A 17917-nucleotide genomic window follows, 5' to 3' on the forward strand; every position below is an offset into this window, starting at 1 on the left:
CCGGGCCGCGTCGTCCCTCCGCTCACGCCTTCCGCTCGGGGTGCAGCAGGTCCGTGATGCGGTGGGCCGCCGTCGCGAGGTGGCGGCGGGTCTCGGTCAGCTGCTCCCGGGTCACCCCGTGGTCGCGGGCGGCGTCCCGGATCTCGTCGCGGAAGCGGTCGAGGAGCCGGTCGAGGTCGCGGGCCGGATCGCCCCAACCCTCCACGTCCCGCGCCCACTCCGGCGCCCCGTCGGCCGGCACCTCGTCGGCCGGGATTCCGTCGGCCGGGGACGCCGAGAACGGCGGCTCCCGGTCGGCGGCGCCGGCGGCCTTCGGGTGGGTCGTGCCCGTCACCAGGTCCCCGAGCTGGGCCGTGATGCCGGAGATCCCCTCCCAGACCCCCTTGGGCCAGTCGCCCCGCGCGAAGCGGTCCTGGACCTCCTCCTGGACCTGCTGGGCGATCCGCTGGAACTCCTTCGCCTGGCGGCGCGCCGACCGGGCCTCCGCGCGGGCCTCGCGGGCCTGCTGCTTCCACTCCTGCCCGACCCGGCGCAGCTCCTCCTTGGCGTCGGCGAACGAGGGGGACTCCGCCGTCCGGGTCCGGCCCGCCGCCGCGCGCATCTCGCTGCGGACCCGGCCGGCCGCGCCGCGCACGTCGTCGCGGATCTCCGCCGCCAGCTCCGACACCGACTCGCGGATCTCCCGCTCCAGGTCGTCCAGCTCGGCGCCGCGCCCGGCCAGTTCGGCGCGGCCCGCGTCGGTGATCGAGTAGACCTTCCGGCCCCCCTCGCTGGCGTGGGTGACGAGTCCCTCGGCCTCCAGCTTGGCCAGGCGGGGGTAGACCGTGCCGGCCGAGGGCGCGTAGAGGCCCTGGAAGCGCTCCTCCAGGAGTCTGATCACCTCGTAGCCGTGGCGCGGGGCCTCGTCGAGCAGCTTGAGCAGATAGAGGCGCAGGCGGCCGTGGGCGAAGACGGGCGGCATGTCAGAGCACCTTTCCGGTCGCGGAGGGGGCGGGGGAGGGGCCGGCGCCGGTGTCCTCGTCCGCCTCGGGGCGGCGGAGCAGGGCGATGGAGCCGGAGACGGTGGTGGCCCTGAGCGTGCCGCGGCCCGGGCCGAGGGTGCCGGTGACGGTCCTGGCGCCCCACTGGCCCCCCACCCGCAGGTCCTCGAAGGCGTTCGACACGGAGCCGCTCGTGGTGCTCGCCTCGACCCGGGCATCGGCCGGGTGCGGGAGCCGGATGGCGACCTCGCCGGAGACGCTGGTGAGCCGGATGTCGGCGGGCGGGCCCTCGGGACCGGCCGGGGCGAGGTCGACGACCATGTCGCCGCTGACCGTCTCGGCCCGCACGGAGACGCCGGCGCCCTCGATCACCGTCACGTCCCCGGTCATCGAGTTGACCCGCAGGGCGCCCGTGACCGACTGGGCCTCCAGGCTCCCCGAGACGCTCTCGGCGCGGACCGGGCCGGAGAGCCCCAGAAGGGTGGTGTCGCCGCTGACGCCGCGCACCTCCGTACGCCCCCTGACGCCGGAGACGACGGCCTCGGCGCCGACCACGCCCACCTCGACGTCGGCCCCCGCGGGGACGGCGACGGAGACGACGGCCCGGCGCCGGTACTCCTTGCGGTCGAACAGCTTGAGGACGTGCTTCCACTGGAGGTCCTCGTAGCCCACGGTCAGGGTGGAGCCCTCCTGCGACACGATCAGCGGCGGGCCCTCGATCTCGGAGATCTCCACGCGGGCGGAACTCTCGTCCGTCCCCACCACGTTCACCGTGCCGTTGACGACGCGGATCCGCAGGCGCGTCACGGGGTCGGCCGGTGCCAGTTTCGTCGGCTCGGCGACGGACCACTCTGCCATGGTGCTGACCTCCCGTATCGGCAACGCAACATATCGCGTCTCTCGCAGAACACGATATATCGCGGTCCGATGAAGTCAACCCCGACTCTTCCCTGAGAAGCGAGGTGCGAACGCCCCCTTATCTGGACAAATTGGCCTAGCGTAGGGCCATGAACGCGACATCCGGACCGAACCCCGTCGGGGCGCTGCTGCTCTGCCGCGCCGAACTCCCCGCGGTCCGGCCGCCCGCCCGACTGCTCGGGGAACACCTGCTCCTCGCCCCCGCCGGCACCGGCTGGAGCGTCCTCGTACCGGAGGGGAAGCCCTGGCTCCACGGCGGGGAACCCGTCGAACAGGTCGTCACCGGCTGGGCCACCGCCCTCGCCGTCTCCGCCGCCACCTGGCCCGTCGTCGCACTGTGGTGGGACCGCGACCGGGCCGGACTCACCCTCGCCGCCGGCTTCCGCCGCACGGTCGGCTACACCTGGCTCGCGGACGGCACCCCCGTCGGCGAGGACGAGGCCATGCGCACCTTCGCCGCCCGGCTCGCCCTCGACCCCGTCCTCGACGTGCAGGCCCTCGAACCGCTCACCGGGCCCGACCCGGAGGCCGACGCCCACAGCCGGCTCGTCGGGATCGTCGCGGTCCTCGCCCGCGCCGGTCTCGCCCTGCCCACCGGCCTCACCCCCGGCGACAACGCCGACCGGCTCCGCTCCGTCGCCCTCGCACAGGGCGCCGAACAGATCGAACGGACCGGCTGGCGGGACGCCGTGCGCGCCGAGCTCGACGTGGTGGAGGAGGGGCCCCTCGGCCCGTACGTGCGCGGCACGCGGGCGCGTGTCCTGGCCGGGGCGCAGCTCGCGGCGGGGGTGCCGCTGCTGCTCTGGGGCGCCGGCCGGCGCAGCGGCGGCTGGGCGACCGCCGGGGCCCTGCTCGTCGCGCACGGCGCGCTCGGACTCGCCTACGACCGGCTGCGGGAGCGGTGACCGTACGCCCGGAGCGTCGTCCTACTCGTCCTCGTCCTCGTCGTCCAGCCGGGCCAGCCAGGTCGCGAGGCGCTCGACCGGCACCTCGAAGTCGGGGTTGAGGTCGACGAACGTCCGCAGCTGCTCGGCGAGCCACTCGAAGGTGACCTCCTCCTCGCCGCGCCGCTTCTCCAGTTCCTCGATGCCACGGTCGGTGAAGTACATGCGATCAGGATAGGCCGTGTCCCCCGCGCCCCCGCCGCCCGCCCGGGCCCGGGGAACGCCGGAGGCCCGGCACCCCTGGTGGGGTGCCGGGCCTCCGCCCGTCACGCGCGCGCGGTACGGGATCAGGCGTCGAAGACCTCGTTGACCAGCTGCTGCTGCTCCGCCTGGTGGCGCTTGGCCGAGCCGACCGCCGGGGAGGAGGAGTGCGGACGCGAGATCCGGCGCAGGCGCTCGCCCGCCGGGATGTCCGCGCCGACCGCCAGGTCGAGGTGGTCGATCAGGTTGAGCGCGATGAACGGCCAGGCACCCTGGTTCGCCGGCTCCTCCTGGGCCCACAGGTACTTCTCGGCGTTCGGGTACTTGGCGATCTCGGCCTGGAGCTCGGCACCCGGCAGCGGGTACAGGCGCTCCACCCGGATGATCGCCGTGTCCGTGACGCCGCGCTTCTGCCGCTCGGCCTCCAGGTCGTAGTAGACCTTGCCCGCGCAGAAGACGACCTTGCGGACGTCGGCCGGGGCGACCGTCTCGTCGCCGATCACCGGGCGGAAGCCGCCGGTGGTGAACTCCTCCACCTTGGACGCCGCGGCCTTCAGACGCAGCATCGACTTCGGGGTGAAGACGATGAGCGGCTTGTGGTGCGGGTTGTGCACCTGCCAGCGCAGGAGGTGGAAGTAGTTCGACGGCAGCGTCGGCATGGCGACCGTCATGTTGTCCTGGGCGCACATCTGGAGGAAGCGCTCCGGGCGCGCGGACGAGTGGTCCGGGCCCTGGCCCTCGTAGCCGTGCGGCAGGAGCAGCGTGACGCCGGAGGTCTGGCCCCACTTCTGCTCGGCCGAGGAGATGAACTCGTCGACGACGGTCTGCGCGCCGTTGACGAAGTCGCCGAACTGGGCCTCCCAGACCACCAGGGCGTCCGGACGGGCCAGCGAGTAGCCGTACTCGAAGCCCATCGCCGCGTACTCGCTGAGCAGCGAGTCGTAGACGTTGTAGTGGGCCTGGTCCTCGGCCAGGTAGAGCAGCGGGGTGTAGTCCTCGCCGGTCTCCTGGTCCACCAGGACCGCGTGGCGCTGGCCGAAGGTGCCGCGGCGGGAGTCCTGGCCGGAGAGCCGGACCGGGGTGCCCTCCATCAGCAGGGAGCCGATGGCGAGGGTCTCGCCGAAGCCCCAGTCGATGGTGCCGTCGTCGATGGACGCGGTGCGGCGCTGCATCTGCGGCAGCAGACGCGGGTGGACCGTGATCCGGTCCGGGACGTTGACCTGGGACTCGGCGATCCGCTTCACGACCTCCTGGGAGACCGCGGTGGTGACGGCGACCGGGAACTCGGCCTGGGCGTCCGGGACGTGCACCGAGGACGACGTGGCGGTGGTGGCCTCGCGGACCTCCGCGAACACCTTCTCCAGCTGGCCCTGGAAGTCCTGGAGCGACTGCTCCGCCTCTTCGAGGGTGATGTCCCCGCGACCGATGAGCGACTCGGTGTACAGCTTGCGCACCGAACGCTTCTTGTCGATCAGGTTGTACATCTGCGGGTTGGTGAACGAGGGGTTGTCGCCCTCGTTGTGACCGCGGCGGCGGTAGCAGATGAGGTCGATCACGACGTCCTTGTTGAACGTCTGGCGGAACTCGAAGGCGAGCCGCGCGACGCGGACCACGGCCTCCGGGTCGTCGCCGTTCACGTGGAAGATCGGCGCCTCGATCATGCGGGCCACGTCGGTCGCGTACATCGAGGAACGCGAGGACTCCGGGGCGGCGGTGAAGCCGACCTGGTTGTTGATGACGACGTGGACCGTGCCGCCGGTGCGGTAGCCCCGCAGCTGCGACATGTTCAGCGTCTCGGCGACGACGCCCTGGCCGGCGAAGGCCGCGTCGCCGTGGAGGGCGATCGGCAGGACGGTGAAGTCCGTGCCGCCCTTGTTGATGACGTCCTGCTTGGCGCGGACGACACCCTCCAGGACCGGGTCGACCGCCTCCAGGTGCGAGGGGTTGGCGGTGAGCGAGACCTTGATCTGCTCGCCGTCCAGACCGGTGAAGGTGCCCTCGGCGCCCAGGTGGTACTTGACGTCGCCGGAGCCGTGCATCGACTTCGGGTCGAGGTTGCCCTCGAACTCGCGGAAGATCTGCGCGTACGACTTGCCGACGATGTTCGCCAGGACGTTCAGGCGGCCGCGGTGGGCCATGCCGATGACGACCTCGTCGAGGCGCGACTCGGCGGCCGAGTCGATGACCGCGTCGAGCAGCGGGATGACGGACTCGCCGCCCTCCAGGGAGAAGCGCTTCTGGCCGACGTACTTCGTCTGCAGGAAGGTCTCGAAGGCCTCGGCCGCGTTCAGGCGGCGCAGGATCCGCAGCTGCTCCTCGCGCTCCACGCGGGAGTGCGGGCGCTCGACGCGGTCCTGGATCCACTTGCGCTGCTTCGGGTCCTGGATGTGCATGAACTCGACGCCGGTGGTGCGGCAGTACGAGTCGCGCAGCACGCCGAGGATGTCGCGGAGCTTCATCATCGACTTGCCGGCGAAGCCGCCGACCGCGAACTCGCGCTCCAGGTCCCACAGGGTGAGGCCGTGCTCGGTGATGTCCAGGTCGGGGTGCTTGCGCTGCTTGTACTCCAGCGGGTCGGTGTCGGCCATGACGTGGCCGCGGACCCGGTAGGAGTGGATCAGCTCGAAGACGCGCGCGGCCTTGGTGACGTCGTCGTCGTGGGAGGCGTCGATGTCGCGGAGCCAGCGGACCGGCTCGTAGGGGATGCGCAGGGCCTTGAAGATCTCGTCGTAGAAGCCCTCCTCGCCGAGGAGCAGGTTCGCGACGATCCGCAGGAACTCGCCGGAGGCGGCGCCCTGGATGACCCGGTGGTCGTAGGTCGAGGTCAGGGTCATGACCTTCGAGATGCCCAGCTTGTTCAGGGTGTCCTGGGAGGTGCCCTGGAACTCGGCCGGGTAGTCCATCGAACCGACGCCCATGATGACCGACTGACCGGGCATCAGGCGCGGCACGGAGTGGACCGTGCCGAGGCCGCCGGGGTTGGTCAGGGAGACGGTGACGCCGGAGAAGTCCTCCATCGTCAGCTTGCCCACGCGGGCGCGCTTGACGATGTCCTCGTACGCCTGCCAGAACTCGAAGAAGTTGAGCGTCTCGGCCTTCTTGATGCCCGCGACGACGAGCTGGCGGTCGCCGTTGGGCTTCACCAGGTCGATCGCGAGGCCGAAGTTCACGTGCTCCGGCTTGACCAGGGTCGGCTTGCCGTCCTTCTCCGCGAAGGAGTGGTTCATGGCCGGCATGGCCTTGATGGCCTGCACCATCGCGTAGCCGATGAGGTGGGTGAAGGAGATCTTCCCGCCCCGGGCGCGCTTCAGGTGGTTGTTGATCACGATCCGGTTGTCGAAGAGCAGCTTCACCGGGACGGCGCGGACGGACGTGGCCGTCGGCACCTCCAGGGAGGCGTTCATGTTCTTCGCGACCGCGGCGGCGGGGCCGCGCAGCGTGATCAGCTCGGGGCCGGCCGGGGCCTCGGAGGCCGGAGCGGCCTTCTCGGCGGCGGGCTTCGCGGCGGCCGGCCCGGCCTGGGCGGCCGGCTTGGCCGCAGGAGCCGCGGGGGCCGCCTTCGCCGGGGCCGGGGCGGCAGCGGCCGGAGCCGGCTTCTGGGCGGCGGGAGCCGGAGCAGGGGCGGGCACGGAGGCCGGAGCGGCAGACGCGGCCTGTGCGGGGCCCGTCTGCGTCGCGGCGGGAGCGCTCGGCGTGCTCTGCGGGCTCTGAGTGGGCGCCGGGGCGGCCGGGGTCTCCGACGCTCCGGGCTTGTAGTCGGCGAAGAAGTCCCACCAGGCACGATCGACCGAATTCGGGTCCTGGAGGTACTGCTGGTAGATCTCGTCGACGAGCCACTCATTGGCACCGAAGGCGGTCGCAGGGTTCTGGCCCTGCCCGTCTTGGTCGGTCGGGGAGCTCGGGGTACTGGGGGACTGAGACGACACGGCGGCAACCGCCCTCTTCCGCTTCACAAGGTGATGGACAGCGGAAATAAAGGCTACGCCTGTCCGGCCGGGAGGTGCAGGCCGGGCACTCCAACGTCGCGCAAGTCACACTTGACGCGGTGTTTCGGAGCCGTGAATGGCGGGAAACAACCGTGGTTTCGCTGGTGTGAGGGTACGGAGAAGCATCGGCACGGCCCTCTTCGGCCGCACCCCTGATCGCTCCCCGCTCACGTGCGCGCAGCTCCTGCCCACGTACACGCAGAACGTGTTCTTCCGGTTCGAACCCTACGTCAATCCGATGGTGGACGACTGCCCGGAAGAGTGACTCTGATGCGGCAGCCGCGTGATGATTCGGCCACACCGATCTCGCCGCCGTGCAGATCGACGGCCCAGCGGGCGATCGCGAGCCCGAGCCCCGTCCCGCCGTCGCTGCCCGGACCCCGCCGGCGCGAGGCCGAACCCCGGTTGAACCGCTGGAACACCTTGTGCCGCTCCGACTCCGGGATGCCGGGGCCCTCGTCCTCGACCTCCAGCTCGAGGGAGTCCGGGTACGGGCCGCGCCGGGCCCGCACGGTGACCCGGCCGTGCGGCGGGGAGTGCTTCACCGCGTTGTCGATCAGGTTCGCCATCACCTGGTGCAGCCGCTCCACGTCCGCGTGGGCGACCAGCTCGGGAGGCGACACGTCCAGGTGCAGGTGCACGTCCGTACGGTTGTGCAGGCCCGAGGTGGACGACAGGCCGCGCTGGGACGCGGCGAGGTTCGCCTCCCGCAGGACCCCCGAGAGGTACGGCCAGACCTCGAAACGGCTGCCCCGCAGGGCCACGACACCGTTGTCGAGGCGTGACAGGTCGAGGAGCGTCTCCACGAGCCGGCCCAGCCGCTCGGTCTGCTTCAGGGCCGACCGCATCGTCTCGGGATCGGCCTGCGACACCCCGTCCACGACGTTCTCCAGAACGGCCCGCAGCGCGGCGATCGGGGTCCGCAGCTCGTGCGAGACGTTGGCCACCAGTTCCTTGCGGTGCCGGTCCACGGCCTCCAGGTCGTCCGCCATGCGGTTGATGGTCGAGGCGAGGTCGCCCAGCTCGTCCCGCCGGTCCGCGCCCCGGACCCGGCGGCTGAGGTCGCCGCGCGAGATCGCCCCGGCCACCGTGGTCATCTCGTCCAGCGGCGCGGTCAGGGACTGCGCCACGAACTGGGTGATGAGCAGGGTCGCGATCATCGCGAAGATCGTGATGTACCGGAACTCGGTGGACGTGCGGATCGCCACCAGGGCGAGGCAGGAGGTCAGCAGGACCGCCCCGACGACGAGCGCGCCGAGCTTGGTCTTGACGGAGACCGCGATACGGCGCCGGCGCCTGCAACGGGGTCGGCCGGGGCCGTCGGCTCCGCCGGGGCCGTCGGGCCCGCCGGGGCCCATCGGCTCTCCCGGCCTCCCCGGTCCTCCCGGCTCTCCCGGCCTTCCCCCCTCGTCCGGCCCTCCGGGCCTGCGGGGGCTCATGGCGCCGGGGTCTCCAGCGCGTAGCCGACGCCGTGGACCGTGCGGATCCGCTCGGCTCCGATCTTCCGGCGCAGCGCCTTGATGTGGCTGTCCACGGTCCGGGTGCCCGAGGCGTCCGCCCAGTCCCACACCTCGGCGAGCAGCTGTTCGCGGGAGAGGACCGCGCGGGGGGTGCTCGCCAGACAGACGAGGAGGTCGAACTCGGTCGGGGTCAGGTGCACGTCCTCGGTCCGGACCCGGACCCGCCGCTGGGCGTGGTCGATCTCCAGCTCGCCCAGGCGCAGGATGCCGCTGCGCGGGGTGACCGCCGCCAGCGCGGCCCGCTCGACCCGGCGCAGGAGCACGTGCACCCGGGCGGCCAGCTCGCGCATCGAGAACGGCTTCGTCATGTAGTCGTCCGCGCCGACGCCGAGGCCGACCAGCATGTCGGTCTCGTCGTCGCGGGCGGTCAGCATGAGGACCGGGACGGGCCGCTGCGCCTGGACCCGGCGGCACACCTCCAGGCCGTCGAAGCCGGGCAGCATGATGTCCAGGACCATCAGGTCGGGCTGCCAGGCCTCGGCCGCGTCCACGGCGGCGGGACCGTCGGTGGCGGTCTGCACGAGGAAGCCCTCGGCGCGCAGCCGGGCGGAGATCGCCTCGACGATCGTGGCGTCGTCCTCGACCACCAGGACGCGCCGCTGGGCCCCCGGAGTGGCCGCCGCACCGTGGTGAGTGGTGTGTGTCTGCTCCATTGCCCCGCCTCGCGTCGCCGATGTCGGTGCAGCAGCCTAGAGGTACCGGTGGTGTCCCGGCTATCCAGGAGTCAGCCGGGGCGGACCGCGAGGTGGACCGCGTCCGGGACGCCCCGGGCAACGGGCACCTCTTCCGTCCGTACCCCGCTGAATCCGGCATTCCGCAGGGTTGCTTCGAAATCCGCGGAGGGCCGCGCGGACCACACGGCGAGGACCCCGCCGGGGTTCAGGCGGGCGGCGCAGGCCGCCAACCCCCGGGCGGAGTAAAGGGATTGGTTGTCCTCGGTGACGGTCCAGTCGGGGCCGTTGTCGATGTCGAGGCAGAGGGCGTCGTAGGTGTCGGCGGAGGTGTGGACGTGCTCGACCAGGTCCGTGTGCAGGATCACGGTCCGGGGGTCGGCGAGCGCGGCGCCCGAGAGCGCGGCGAGCGGGCCGCGCCGGTGCCAGTCGATGATCGCCTCCTCGCGCTCGGCGACCACGATCCGGCCCCAGCGGGGGTCGGCGGCGGCGTGCGCGAGGGAGAAGCCGACGCCGAGCCCGCCGACGAGGACGGAGGCGCCGGCCCGGCGCTCCTCGGGGAGCGCGGCGAGGGCCGCGTCGATCAGGAGCCGCTCGGAGCGCCCGTCGGAGGTGTCCATCAGGAAGGTGCCGTTGGCGATGATCTCGTAGTGCTCGTCACGGCGCCGCAGGACGACCTCTCCGTGGGGGCCTTCGCGTCGGTCGAGGGTCACGGGTCCTGACATCGCCGGTCGCTCCGCTCTCGTCGTCTCGTCGGGTGCTTCCCGCCATCCTCGTCGGACGGCGGTGACGAGGACAAACCCGTTACGGGAACGGGCAGTCGTGCCCCGGGCCCCCTCCCGGGAGGCCCCTCCCGGACCCCCCTCGTCCGGCCCCACCGCGGCACCGCCCCGACCCCGGGAGGCCACGGGCCGGGCACCCGGGGCGACGTCGGAGGCGTCCGGAACCCCTCGCGAGGGGTCCCCTCCGGTTCGCGGCGCGGGACCCCGCCGGTCGGGACGGTCTCAGGGGCTCGTGGGCGGGCCGCCCTCCGGGAGGGCGGCGAAGACGCGCCGCAGGGCGGGCGGGCGGTCGCCGTCGCCCGTGACGACCACGCGGTGGCGGTAGGTCACCTCGTACTGGAAGCCGTCGGCGATCGGCCGTCCGGTCGGCCGCGCCGGGACGAGGGCGAACGCGGGGTCCTCCAGGGCCGCGCGCAGCTCGGCGGCCTCGGCGGCGGTCTGCCGGCCGGTCCGGGGCGGCTTGCCGCCGGAGTGGACCGTCCATTCGCCGTCGCGGTGGACGACGAGCCGGTTCCGCACCCCGGCGAAACCACCGGTGACGACCACCTGGACGAGGACCTCACCGGGCCGGGGGTCCTGCCGGGTGGCGTCCGGAGCGGTGGGGGAGGCGGGGGTGCCCGGTGGGGTGGCGGGGCCGGGAGTGCCCGGCGTGATCGACCCGGTCGTGGGGCCGGGGGTGTCCGGTCCGGTCGTGGTGTCAGGGGTGCCCGGTCCGGTCGTGGACCCGGGGGCGCCCGGCGCCGGAGGGGCCCCGGTCCCCGCGTCCGCCCCGCAGCCGGCCGCGCCGCCCGCGAGGGCCGCCGCGAGCAGTACGGCCCCGCATCGCCTTCCCCACACGCCTCTCCTCATGGGAGGAGCATGCCCGGCGGGGCGGCCCGGCGCAGCCGGACTGCCGGATTCCGCCGCTGTCCGGGGTCGGAGCGTCCGAGGTGTCCGGGGTGTTCCGGGGCGTCCGGGCGTCCCGGCGTCCAGAGCCCCCGAAGCTCAAGCCTCCCCCCGTACGATCCCGGTCAGCGGCCCCCGGTGTTCCCAGTCCAGTGCTTCGTAGAGCTGTCGGCCGTCCCTGGTCGCGGCGAGGATTCCGGTCGCGGCGCCCGTCTGGGCGGCGGCGGCCTCCAGGGTGAGCACGACGTTCGCGCCGAGGCCCCGGCGCCGGTGCGCCGCGTCCGTCTCGATCTGGTCGGCGACGGCGGTGGCGCCGGTCGGGGCGATCTGCCCCCGGGCGGCGAGGGTGCCGTCCGGGGCGAGGATCCGGACCCGGACGACGCCGTCCCGGGCCTCGACGGTCCGGGCGTACCCCTCGGGCGGCGCGGGGCGGACGCCGGGGTCCAGGCGCTTGACCATCATGAAGCCGGGGTCGTCGGGGATCGTCCACCCCTCGGTGATCCACGGCGCCACCTCCTCGGCGTCCGCCATCACCTTGAGCCAGCTGTACGGCTCGGTGAGCCGCTCGCAGAGGGCGCCGACGGTGGCCGCGTCGGGCGCGGGCAGCACGTGCCGCAGGACGTGCCGGGGGAGGCCCACGTCGATCCGGTACCCCCAGGGCCGGCCGACGGCGGCGGGGGTGCCCCGGGAGACGGTCCAGCCCTTCACCCATGCCGATGTAATAGCTCGTATGTCCATGAGAGTATTACATCGGCCGTTCGGGGGTGGCGGGGGTGTGATCGCTCAGAGCGAACAGGCGTCCGGGAACATTCATGGGCTCACAAGCATTGAGTCGGTACAGCTCAACTTGACTGCCGAAGGGGAGATCATGGCTTCTGAGTCCATGGCGTCCGCGCCGCTCGCTCTGCCTGTGCTGCCGCTCGACGACGAGGTCGTGCTGCCCGGAATGGTGGTGCCGCTGGACCTGTCCGACAACGACGTACGGGCCGCCGTCGAGGCCGCCCAGGCCGCCGCACGGCCCGGAGAGGGCAAGCCGCGGGTGCTGCTCGTGCCCCGGGTCGACGGCACCTACGCCGGGACCGGCGTCCTCGGGACCGTCGAGCAGGTGGGACGCCTGTCCGACGGCGACCCGGGCGCGCTCGTGCGCGGCCGCGGCCGTGTCCGCATCGGTGCCGGTACGACCGGCCCCGGCGCCGCCCTGTGGGTCGAGGGCACCGCCGTCGAGGAGACCCTGCCCGACCCGCTGCCCGGCTCCGTGACCGAGCTGGTCAAGGAGTACAAGGCGCTGGCCACCAGCTGGCTCAAGAAGCGCGGCGCCTGGCAGGTCGTCGACCGCGTCCAGCAGATCGACGGCGTCGGCGCCCTCGCCGACAACTCCGGGTACTCGCCCTTCCTGACCGTCGCCCAGCGCGTCGAACTCCTGGAGACCGCCGACCCGGTCGCCCGGCTCCGCCTGGCCACCGCCCAGCTCCGCGAGCACCTCGCCGAGCAGGAGGTCGCCGAGACCATCGCCAAGGACGTCCAGGAGGGCGTCGACAAGCAGCAGCGCGAGTTCCTGCTCCGCCGCCAGCTCGAAGCCGTCCGCAAGGAGCTGCGCGAGCTCAACGGCGAGTCGGAGGGCGACGAGTCCGACGACTACCGCGCCCGCGTGGAGGCCGCCGACCTGCCCGAGAAGGTGCGGGAGGCCGCCCTCAAGGAGGTCGAGAAGCTGGAGCGCTCCAGCGACCAGTCCCCGGAGGGCTCCTGGATCCGCACCTGGCTCGACACGATCCTCGAACTGCCCTGGAACGAGCGGACCGAGGACCGCTACGACATCCGGGGCGCCCGCGCGGTGCTCGACGCCGAGCACGCGGGCCTGGACGACGTGAAGGAGCGGATCACCGAGTACCTGGCGGTGCGCAAGCGGCGCGCCGACCGCGGTCTCGGCGTGGTCGGCGGACGCCGGGGCGGGGCCGTCCTCGCCCTCGTCGGCCCGCCCGGCGTCGGCAAGACCTCCCTCGGCGAGTCCGTCGCCCACGCGATGGGCCGCGAGTTCGTCCGGGTCGCCCTCGGCGGCGTCCGCGACGAGGCGGAGATCCGCGGCCACCGCCGCACCTACGTCGGCGCCCTGCCCGGCCGGATCGTCCGCGCGATCAAGGAGGCCGGGTCCATGAACCCGGTGGTCCTGCTCGACGAGATCGACAAGGTCGGCTCCGACTTCCGCGGCGACCCCGCGGCGGCGCTCCTCGAAGTCCTCGACCCGGCGCAGAACCACACCTTCCGCGACCACTACCTGGAGGTCGAGCTCGACCTCTCCGACGTGGTCTTCCTGGCCACCGCGAACGTCCTGGAGTCCATCCCGGAGGCCCTCCTCGACCGCATGGAACTGGTGCGGCTCGACGGCTACACCGAGGACGAGAAGGTCGTCATCGCCCGCGACCACCTGCTGCCCCGGCAGCTGGAGCGGGCCGGTCTGGAGCCCGGCGAGGTCGTCCTGGAGGAGGCGTCGCTGCGGAAGCTGGCCGGCGAGTACACCCGCGAGGCGGGCGTGCGCACCCTGGAGCGGTCGGTCTCCCGGCTGCTGCGGAAGGTCGCGGCCCAGCACGAACTGGGCGACCGCGAGCTGCCGTTCACGGTCCGCCCGGAGGACCTGCGGGAGCTGATCGGGCGTCCGCACCACGTGCCCGAGTCGGCGCAGGACCCGGCCGAGCGCCGGACGTCCGTGCCGGGCGTCGCCACCGGCCTCGCCGTGACCGGCGCGGGCGGTGACGTCCTCTTCGTGGAGGCCTCCCTGGCCGACCCGGAGACCGGCGCCGCCGGCCTCACCCTCACCGGCCAGCTGGGCGACGTGATGAAGGAGTCGGCGCAGATCGCGCTCTCCTTCCTCCGCTCGCACGGCGCGGAGCTGGAGCTGCCGGTCACCGGCCTCAAGGACCGGGGCGTGCACATCCACTTCCCGGCGGGCGCGGTCCCCAAGGACGGGCCGAGCGCGGGCGTCACCATGACGACCGCCCTCGCCTCCCTGCTGAGCGGCCGGCTCGTCCGCACGGACGTGGCCATGACGGGCGAGGTCTCCCTCACCGGCCGGGTCCTGCCGATCGGCGGCGTGAAGCAGAAGCTGCTCGCCGCGCACCGGGCGGGCATCACCACGGTCGTGATCCCCAAGCGGAACGAGGCCGACCTGGACGACGTCCCGGCCGAGATCCTGGAGAAGCTGGAGGTCCACCCGGTGACGGACGTCCGGCAGGTCCTGGAGATCGCCCTCGCCCCGGCGGAGGTGCCGGTGGGCGCGGCGGCGTAACCCCTCGTCAGGAGCGGGGCGTTCCCTCGGGGACGCCCCGCTCCGGCACGTCCGCGCACCGGCCCGGGGGCGGGTCCGCGGTGTCGGTCCCGGCTGTCATGATCGTACGCATGAACGAAGACGCCTTCTGGGCTCTCATCGACGAGTTGAGCAGCCGCCCCGGCACCCGGGACGAGCGGCTGGAGTGGCTGGAGGGGGAGCTGCTGCGGCGCCCGGCCGACGAGAGCGTGGCGTTCCAGGTGCGCCTGGAGAAGGCGTGCGGGGCGGCCGACACGCACGCGCTGTGGAGGGCGGCGGACCGGATCGAGGGCGGCAACTGCACGGACGACGGCTTCCACTGCTTCACGCTCTGGCTGGTGGGCCAGGGGCGGAAGGCGTACGAGGCGGTGCTCGCCGACCCGGACGCGCTGGCCGACCTGCCCGAGGTGCGGGCGCTCGCGGGACGGCACCACGACGACTGGGACGACGACGAGTGGCCCGAGTGGGAGGAGCTCGACTACGTCGCCCAGGACGCGTACGACGAGCTGACCGGCCAGGAGGACGACGACGGGGAGGAGTTCCTCGACGCGGTCGAAGAGGCCGAGGAAGCCGAAGAGGACGAAGGGGCGGGCGGGGAAGAGGGGGAAGAGGGCGAGGAGCGCGGGGCGTCCGGGCCGGAGGGGTTGGCCCCGCCCCGGCTCACCGCCCTCTTCCCGCTCGGGCCGTCCGGCTCCTGAGGAGCGTCCCGCCGGCCCGGCACCGGCCGGCGGGACGCTCCCCGGGCGCCGCCCGGCCCCGTCGGGCCGGGCCGCGCCACCGGTGACGCGTGGGGGTGCGTCAGGAGCCGGACGTGGTCCGGCGGCGGCCCAGGAGCAGGCTGCCCGCCGCGAAGGCGGCGAGGGCGCCCGCGCCCGCGAGGGCCGGCGTCAGGGGGGAGGAGGTCCCGGCGGCCTCGGCGGAGAGCGCCGGGGGCCGCTCGTCGCCGCCGTGGCCCGCGTGGCTCACGGTGGACAGGGCGGCGCCCGCCGCGATCTTCGCCTCGGTCGGGGCCTGCGCCTTCGTGCCGGTCGCCGCGGCCGTCCGGGCCGTACCGCCGAAGGTGACGTCCGAGCAGCTGTAGAAGGCCTCGGGGCTGTCGCTGCGCTGCCACACCTTGTAGACGATGTGGCGGCCGGTGCGGGCCGGCAGGGTGCCGGTGAAGTCGTAGTAGCCGTCGGTGGCGGTGCGGGTGGTGTGGTACACCGCGACCGGTGTGGCGTCCAGGTCCGACCACTTCAGGGGCTGGGTCGGGTCGAAGCCGGCCCTGGTGATGTAGACCGTCATGGTGCCCGAGTGGGCCGCCGTCGCCCGGACCTTGAAGTCGAACGACCCGGCGGCGACCGCCGTCGCCGGCCAGTCGGTGCGCGCCCAGTCCAGGGCCCGGTACTTCTCGCGGTTCGCCGAGCAGAGCTTCCCGTCCGGGATGAGGGTCCGGTGCTGCCCGTCCGCGTTGGCGATGTTGACCTCGTTCCAGTCGTAGAGCGGCTGGGTGCCGGAGTCGGCGACGAGGTCCTTGCACACCTGTGACCTGGGCGTCTCGGGGCCCTCGGCGTAACAGGCGGCCACCCGGCTCACCGGGTTGAAGACGGCCCCGTGGGCACTGGCCGCCGTGGGGGTGAGGCCGACGAGCGCGGCGGCGGACAGGGCCGCGGCGCCGGCGGCGGTACGGCGGACGGAGGGCAGGGAGGGCATGCGGGGGCTCTCTCTCGTGCGTGGGGGGAGTACGGAACGAGCAACGCGCGCGGGACGCACGGAAGTTGAAACCCGGGCGACCGCCGTAGAGCCTCGCATTGGTCCATACCAATGAGCAAGGGGGTGGAGGAAAAAGACGGCGGAAAGCGGGAGGGGGAAGGCCGGAGCGGCCCCCGGGAGCGCGCCGCGCGCTCCCGGGGGCCGCCGGGAAGAAGGGGTGACGGGGAGGGGCGTCAGCCGTTCGCGAGCGCCTGCACGCGCGAGAGGTCCCCGTTGAAGTGGTTGTGGTCGCCGACCGTCGGGCCGGAGGAGGTGTACTGCCACATCGTGTAGTACGCCCAGCCGGCCGGGAGTTCGCCCACGGTGGAGGCGTACCGCGCGACCCACAGCGGGTTGGTGGCGCCGAAGCCCGAGTAGTTGCCGGTGCACTGGGTCCACCAGCTCGTCGCCGTGTAGATGACGGCGTCCCGCCCGGTCCGGGTCTTGTACCGGTTCAGGAAGTCGCGGATCCAGGCCACCATCCCGGCCTGGGTCTTGCCGTAGCAGGTCGCGCCGTACGGGTTCCACTCGATGTCGAGCACGCCCGGCAGGGTCCTGCCGTCCTTCGACCAGCCGCCGCCGTTGTCGACGAAGTAGTCGGCCTGGGCCGCGCCGGTCGTCGTGTCCGGGGTGGCGAAGTGGTACGAGCCCCGGATCATGCCGACGTTGTACGAGCCGGTGTACTGCTGCGCGAAGGAGGTGTTCTTGTAGTACGTGCCCTCCGTGGCCTTGACGTAGGCCCACCGGACACCGCTGTTCCACAGCGTGGACCAGGCGACGTTCCCCTGGTGGCTGGAGACGTCCACGCCCTCCGTCTGGACCGCCTGGACCGACGCGCCGCCGGACGCGTCGCCGCGCCCGTCGTGCGCGAGGACGCCCGCGCCCATGTGGGCGGTGCCGCGGGCGGGCGCCTGCCGGGCGCCCGCGTCCGGCGCGGCACCGGCGGGGCCGGCGAGGGGGAGGAGGAGTGCCAGGGCCGCCAGGGCGGCGCCGGCGAGGGTCGTTCCGGATCTGTGCACACGCATCGCGTGCCTCCGAAAGGCTCGTGGGGAGAGGGATGACATGTTGTGGTGTGGACATGTCAGATGTGTTGGGGGAGACGACGCTACGCACGTAGACCCGCCGGTGGAAGAGGGCCCGGCCGCCGCCGTTGGTCTATGCCTGCGAAATACTGGAAGAGCTGCGGAAACGGCCGCGACGGGAAGAAACTTTCAGCGGCCGAAAGACCACCGGTGCGGCGGAGGCGCGCCACCGGGGAACGCGTGGGAGGCGCTGACGTGCACGGAAGCGGTACGGGACGTGAGGGCGGGGTGGCCCCGGTGGCTCCCGGCGCGGGCGGGGGCGCCCCGCGGGTCCCCGGTGAGGGTGAAGTCCTTCCGCGGGTCCCTGGTGAGGACGGGACCACCCCGGCGGCCCCCGGTGGGGGTGGAGGCGCCACGCGGGCCCCCGGCGAGGGCGGAGTCATTCCGTCGGCCCCCGGCGTGGGCGGTGCCGTCCCGCCCGTTCCCGGTGAGGACGGGATCGTCCCGGCGGCCCCCGGTGAGGGAGGGTTCGTTCCGTCCGTCCCCGTGGACCGCGAGTTCCTCGCCCTCGAACGCGAGCTGGCCGTCTTCCTGCGCCGCGCCCGCGCCCAGTCCGGCGAGATGGCCCGCGAGGTCCACCCCGAGCTGGAGCCCGCCGCCTACGGCCTCTTCGTGCGCCTCGACGACGCCGGACCCCAGCGGGCCACCGAACTCGCCGGGTACTTCGGCGTCGGCAAGGCGACCATGAGCCGCCAGCTCCGGGCCCTGGAGGACCTCGGGCTCGTCGCCCGCGACCCCGACCCCGCCGACGGCCGCGCCTCCCTCGTCCGCCTCACCGAGGAGGGCCGGAACCGCTTCCGCCGCGTCCGCGACGCCCGGCGCGAGCGCTACGTCCGCAAGCTCGCCGACTGGGACCGCGCGGAGGTCGCCGAGCTGGCCCGGCTCCTGAACCACTTCAACGTACGGTCGGAGGGCTGAG

15 protein-coding genes are annotated in these 17917 nt (G+C 73.2%); 4 read left to right on the forward strand and 11 right to left on the reverse strand.

Translation table 11 applies throughout. From position 1 onward, the window contains the following. Positions 1–22: 22 nt before the first annotated feature. Positions 23–961: a helix-turn-helix transcriptional regulator gene (locus ACFY7E_RS04435; RefSeq protein ID WP_389480606.1), complete on the reverse strand. Its 939-nt coding sequence runs from the start codon at positions 959–961 to the stop codon at positions 23–25. A gap of 1 nt (position 962) precedes the next feature. Next, complete coding sequence (locus tag ACFY7E_RS04440; protein WP_389480608.1) at positions 963–1838, reverse strand: DUF4097 domain-containing protein; 876 nt, start codon at positions 1836–1838, stop codon at positions 963–965. A gap of 149 nt (positions 1839–1987) precedes the next feature. On the opposite strand from ACFY7E_RS04440, the gene ACFY7E_RS04445 reads away from it, so the two are divergent. Continuing rightward, positions 1988–2803 (forward strand): hypothetical protein, encoded by an 816-nt coding sequence (locus ACFY7E_RS04445; protein ID WP_389480610.1) that lies wholly within the window; start codon positions 1988–1990, stop codon positions 2801–2803. 21 nt (positions 2804–2824) lie between these two features. On the opposite strand, the gene ACFY7E_RS04450 is transcribed toward ACFY7E_RS04445, so the two are convergent. The 7 genes from ACFY7E_RS04450 to ACFY7E_RS04480 all read right to left on the reverse strand — a co-directional run bounded on the left by ACFY7E_RS04450 (position 2825) and on the right by ACFY7E_RS04480 (position 11625). Next, the gene (locus ACFY7E_RS04450) at positions 2825–3007 is read right to left on the reverse strand and encodes a DUF6104 family protein (protein ID WP_003961784.1); all 183 of its coding nucleotides are present in this window, start codon (positions 3005–3007) and stop codon (positions 2825–2827) included. A gap of 122 nt (positions 3008–3129) precedes the next feature. Then, positions 3130–6969, reverse strand: a complete 3840-nt coding sequence (locus ACFY7E_RS04455) for a multifunctional oxoglutarate decarboxylase/oxoglutarate dehydrogenase thiamine pyrophosphate-binding subunit/dihydrolipoyllysine-residue succinyltransferase subunit (RefSeq protein ID WP_389480612.1) — start codon at positions 6967–6969, stop codon at positions 3130–3132. Positions 6970–7259: 290 nt separating this feature from the next. Next, positions 7260–8387, reverse strand: coding sequence for an ATP-binding protein (locus ACFY7E_RS04460; RefSeq protein WP_389480615.1), 1128 nt, complete (start codon positions 8385–8387; stop codon positions 7260–7262). 77 nt (positions 8388–8464) lie between these two features. Then, the gene (locus ACFY7E_RS04465) at positions 8465–9202 is read right to left on the reverse strand and encodes a response regulator transcription factor (RefSeq protein ID WP_062752240.1); all 738 of its coding nucleotides are present in this window, start codon (positions 9200–9202) and stop codon (positions 8465–8467) included. Positions 9203–9273: 71 nt separating this feature from the next. Next, entirely contained in the window at positions 9274–9945 is a 672-nt protein-coding gene (locus tag ACFY7E_RS04470; protein WP_389480618.1) for a spermidine synthase, read from the reverse strand. Between the two features lie 279 nt (positions 9946–10224). Then, complete coding sequence (locus ACFY7E_RS04475) at positions 10225–10839, reverse strand: hypothetical protein (RefSeq protein WP_389480621.1); 615 nt, start codon at positions 10837–10839, stop codon at positions 10225–10227. A gap of 147 nt (positions 10840–10986) precedes the next feature. After that, a complete protein-coding gene (locus ACFY7E_RS04480) occupies positions 10987–11625 on the reverse strand; it encodes a GNAT family N-acetyltransferase (protein WP_389480624.1) in 639 nt (212 codons plus the stop codon). 130 nt (positions 11626–11755) lie between these two features. On the opposite strand from ACFY7E_RS04480, the gene lon reads away from it, so the two are divergent. Continuing rightward, on the forward strand, positions 11756–14167 hold the full coding sequence (gene lon / locus ACFY7E_RS04485; protein ID WP_389480626.1) for an endopeptidase La: 2412 nt from the start codon (positions 11756–11758) through the stop codon (positions 14165–14167). Positions 14168–14277: 110 nt separating this feature from the next. Continuing rightward, positions 14278–14883, forward strand: a complete 606-nt coding sequence (locus ACFY7E_RS04490) for a DUF4240 domain-containing protein (protein ID WP_389480629.1) — start codon at positions 14278–14280, stop codon at positions 14881–14883. Between the two features lie 100 nt (positions 14884–14983). On the opposite strand, the gene ACFY7E_RS04495 is transcribed toward ACFY7E_RS04490, so the two are convergent. Beyond that, positions 14984–15877, reverse strand: coding sequence for a lytic polysaccharide monooxygenase (locus ACFY7E_RS04495; protein ID WP_389480632.1), 894 nt, complete (start codon positions 15875–15877; stop codon positions 14984–14986). Between the two features lie 233 nt (positions 15878–16110). Then, a complete protein-coding gene (locus tag ACFY7E_RS04500) occupies positions 16111–16941 on the reverse strand; it encodes a lysozyme (RefSeq protein ID WP_389480635.1) in 831 nt (276 codons plus the stop codon). A gap of 543 nt (positions 16942–17484) precedes the next feature. On the opposite strand from ACFY7E_RS04500, the gene ACFY7E_RS04505 reads away from it, so the two are divergent. After that, positions 17485–17916, forward strand: a complete 432-nt coding sequence (locus ACFY7E_RS04505) for a MarR family winged helix-turn-helix transcriptional regulator (protein ID WP_030218967.1) — start codon at positions 17485–17487, stop codon at positions 17914–17916. Position 17917: the final 1 nt, after the last annotated feature.

The organism is Streptomyces sp. NPDC012825 (genome assembly GCF_042900925.1).
Taxonomy (GTDB): domain Bacteria; phylum Actinomycetota; class Actinomycetes; order Streptomycetales; family Streptomycetaceae; genus Streptomyces.

What these genes read in the sequence shown, in the direction of transcription:
- ACFY7E_RS04435 (WP_389480606.1), bottom strand. Translation starts at nt 961, where the DNA reads ATGCCGCCCGTCTTCGCCCACGGCCGCCTGCGCCTCTATCTGCTCAAG.
- ACFY7E_RS04440 (WP_389480608.1), bottom strand. Translation starts at nt 1,838, where the DNA reads ATGGCAGAGTGGTCCGTCGCCGAGCCGACGAAACTGGCACCGGCCGAC.
- ACFY7E_RS04445 (WP_389480610.1), top strand. Translation starts at nt 1,988, where the DNA reads ATGAACGCGACATCCGGACCGAACCCCGTCGGGGCGCTGCTGCTCTGC.
- ACFY7E_RS04450 (WP_003961784.1), bottom strand. Translation starts at nt 3,007, where the DNA reads ATGTACTTCACCGACCGTGGCATCGAGGAACTGGAGAAGCGGCGCGGC.
- ACFY7E_RS04460 (WP_389480615.1), bottom strand. Translation starts at nt 8,387, where the DNA reads ATGGGCCCCGGCGGGCCCGACGGCCCCGGCGGAGCCGACGGCCCCGGC.
- ACFY7E_RS04465 (WP_062752240.1), bottom strand. Translation starts at nt 9,202, where the DNA reads ATGGAGCAGACACACACCACTCACCACGGTGCGGCGGCCACTCCGGGG.
- ACFY7E_RS04470 (WP_389480618.1), bottom strand. Translation starts at nt 9,945, where the DNA reads ATGTCAGGACCCGTGACCCTCGACCGACGCGAAGGCCCCCACGGAGAG.
- ACFY7E_RS04480 (WP_389480624.1), bottom strand. Translation starts at nt 11,625, where the DNA reads ATGGACATACGAGCTATTACATCGGCATGGGTGAAGGGCTGGACCGTC.
- lon (WP_389480626.1), top strand. Translation starts at nt 11,756, where the DNA reads ATGGCTTCTGAGTCCATGGCGTCCGCGCCGCTCGCTCTGCCTGTGCTG.
- ACFY7E_RS04490 (WP_389480629.1), top strand. Translation starts at nt 14,278, where the DNA reads ATGAACGAAGACGCCTTCTGGGCTCTCATCGACGAGTTGAGCAGCCGC.
- ACFY7E_RS04495 (WP_389480632.1), bottom strand. Translation starts at nt 15,877, where the DNA reads ATGCCCTCCCTGCCCTCCGTCCGCCGTACCGCCGCCGGCGCCGCGGCC.
- ACFY7E_RS04500 (WP_389480635.1), bottom strand. Translation starts at nt 16,941, where the DNA reads ATGCGTGTGCACAGATCCGGAACGACCCTCGCCGGCGCCGCCCTGGCG.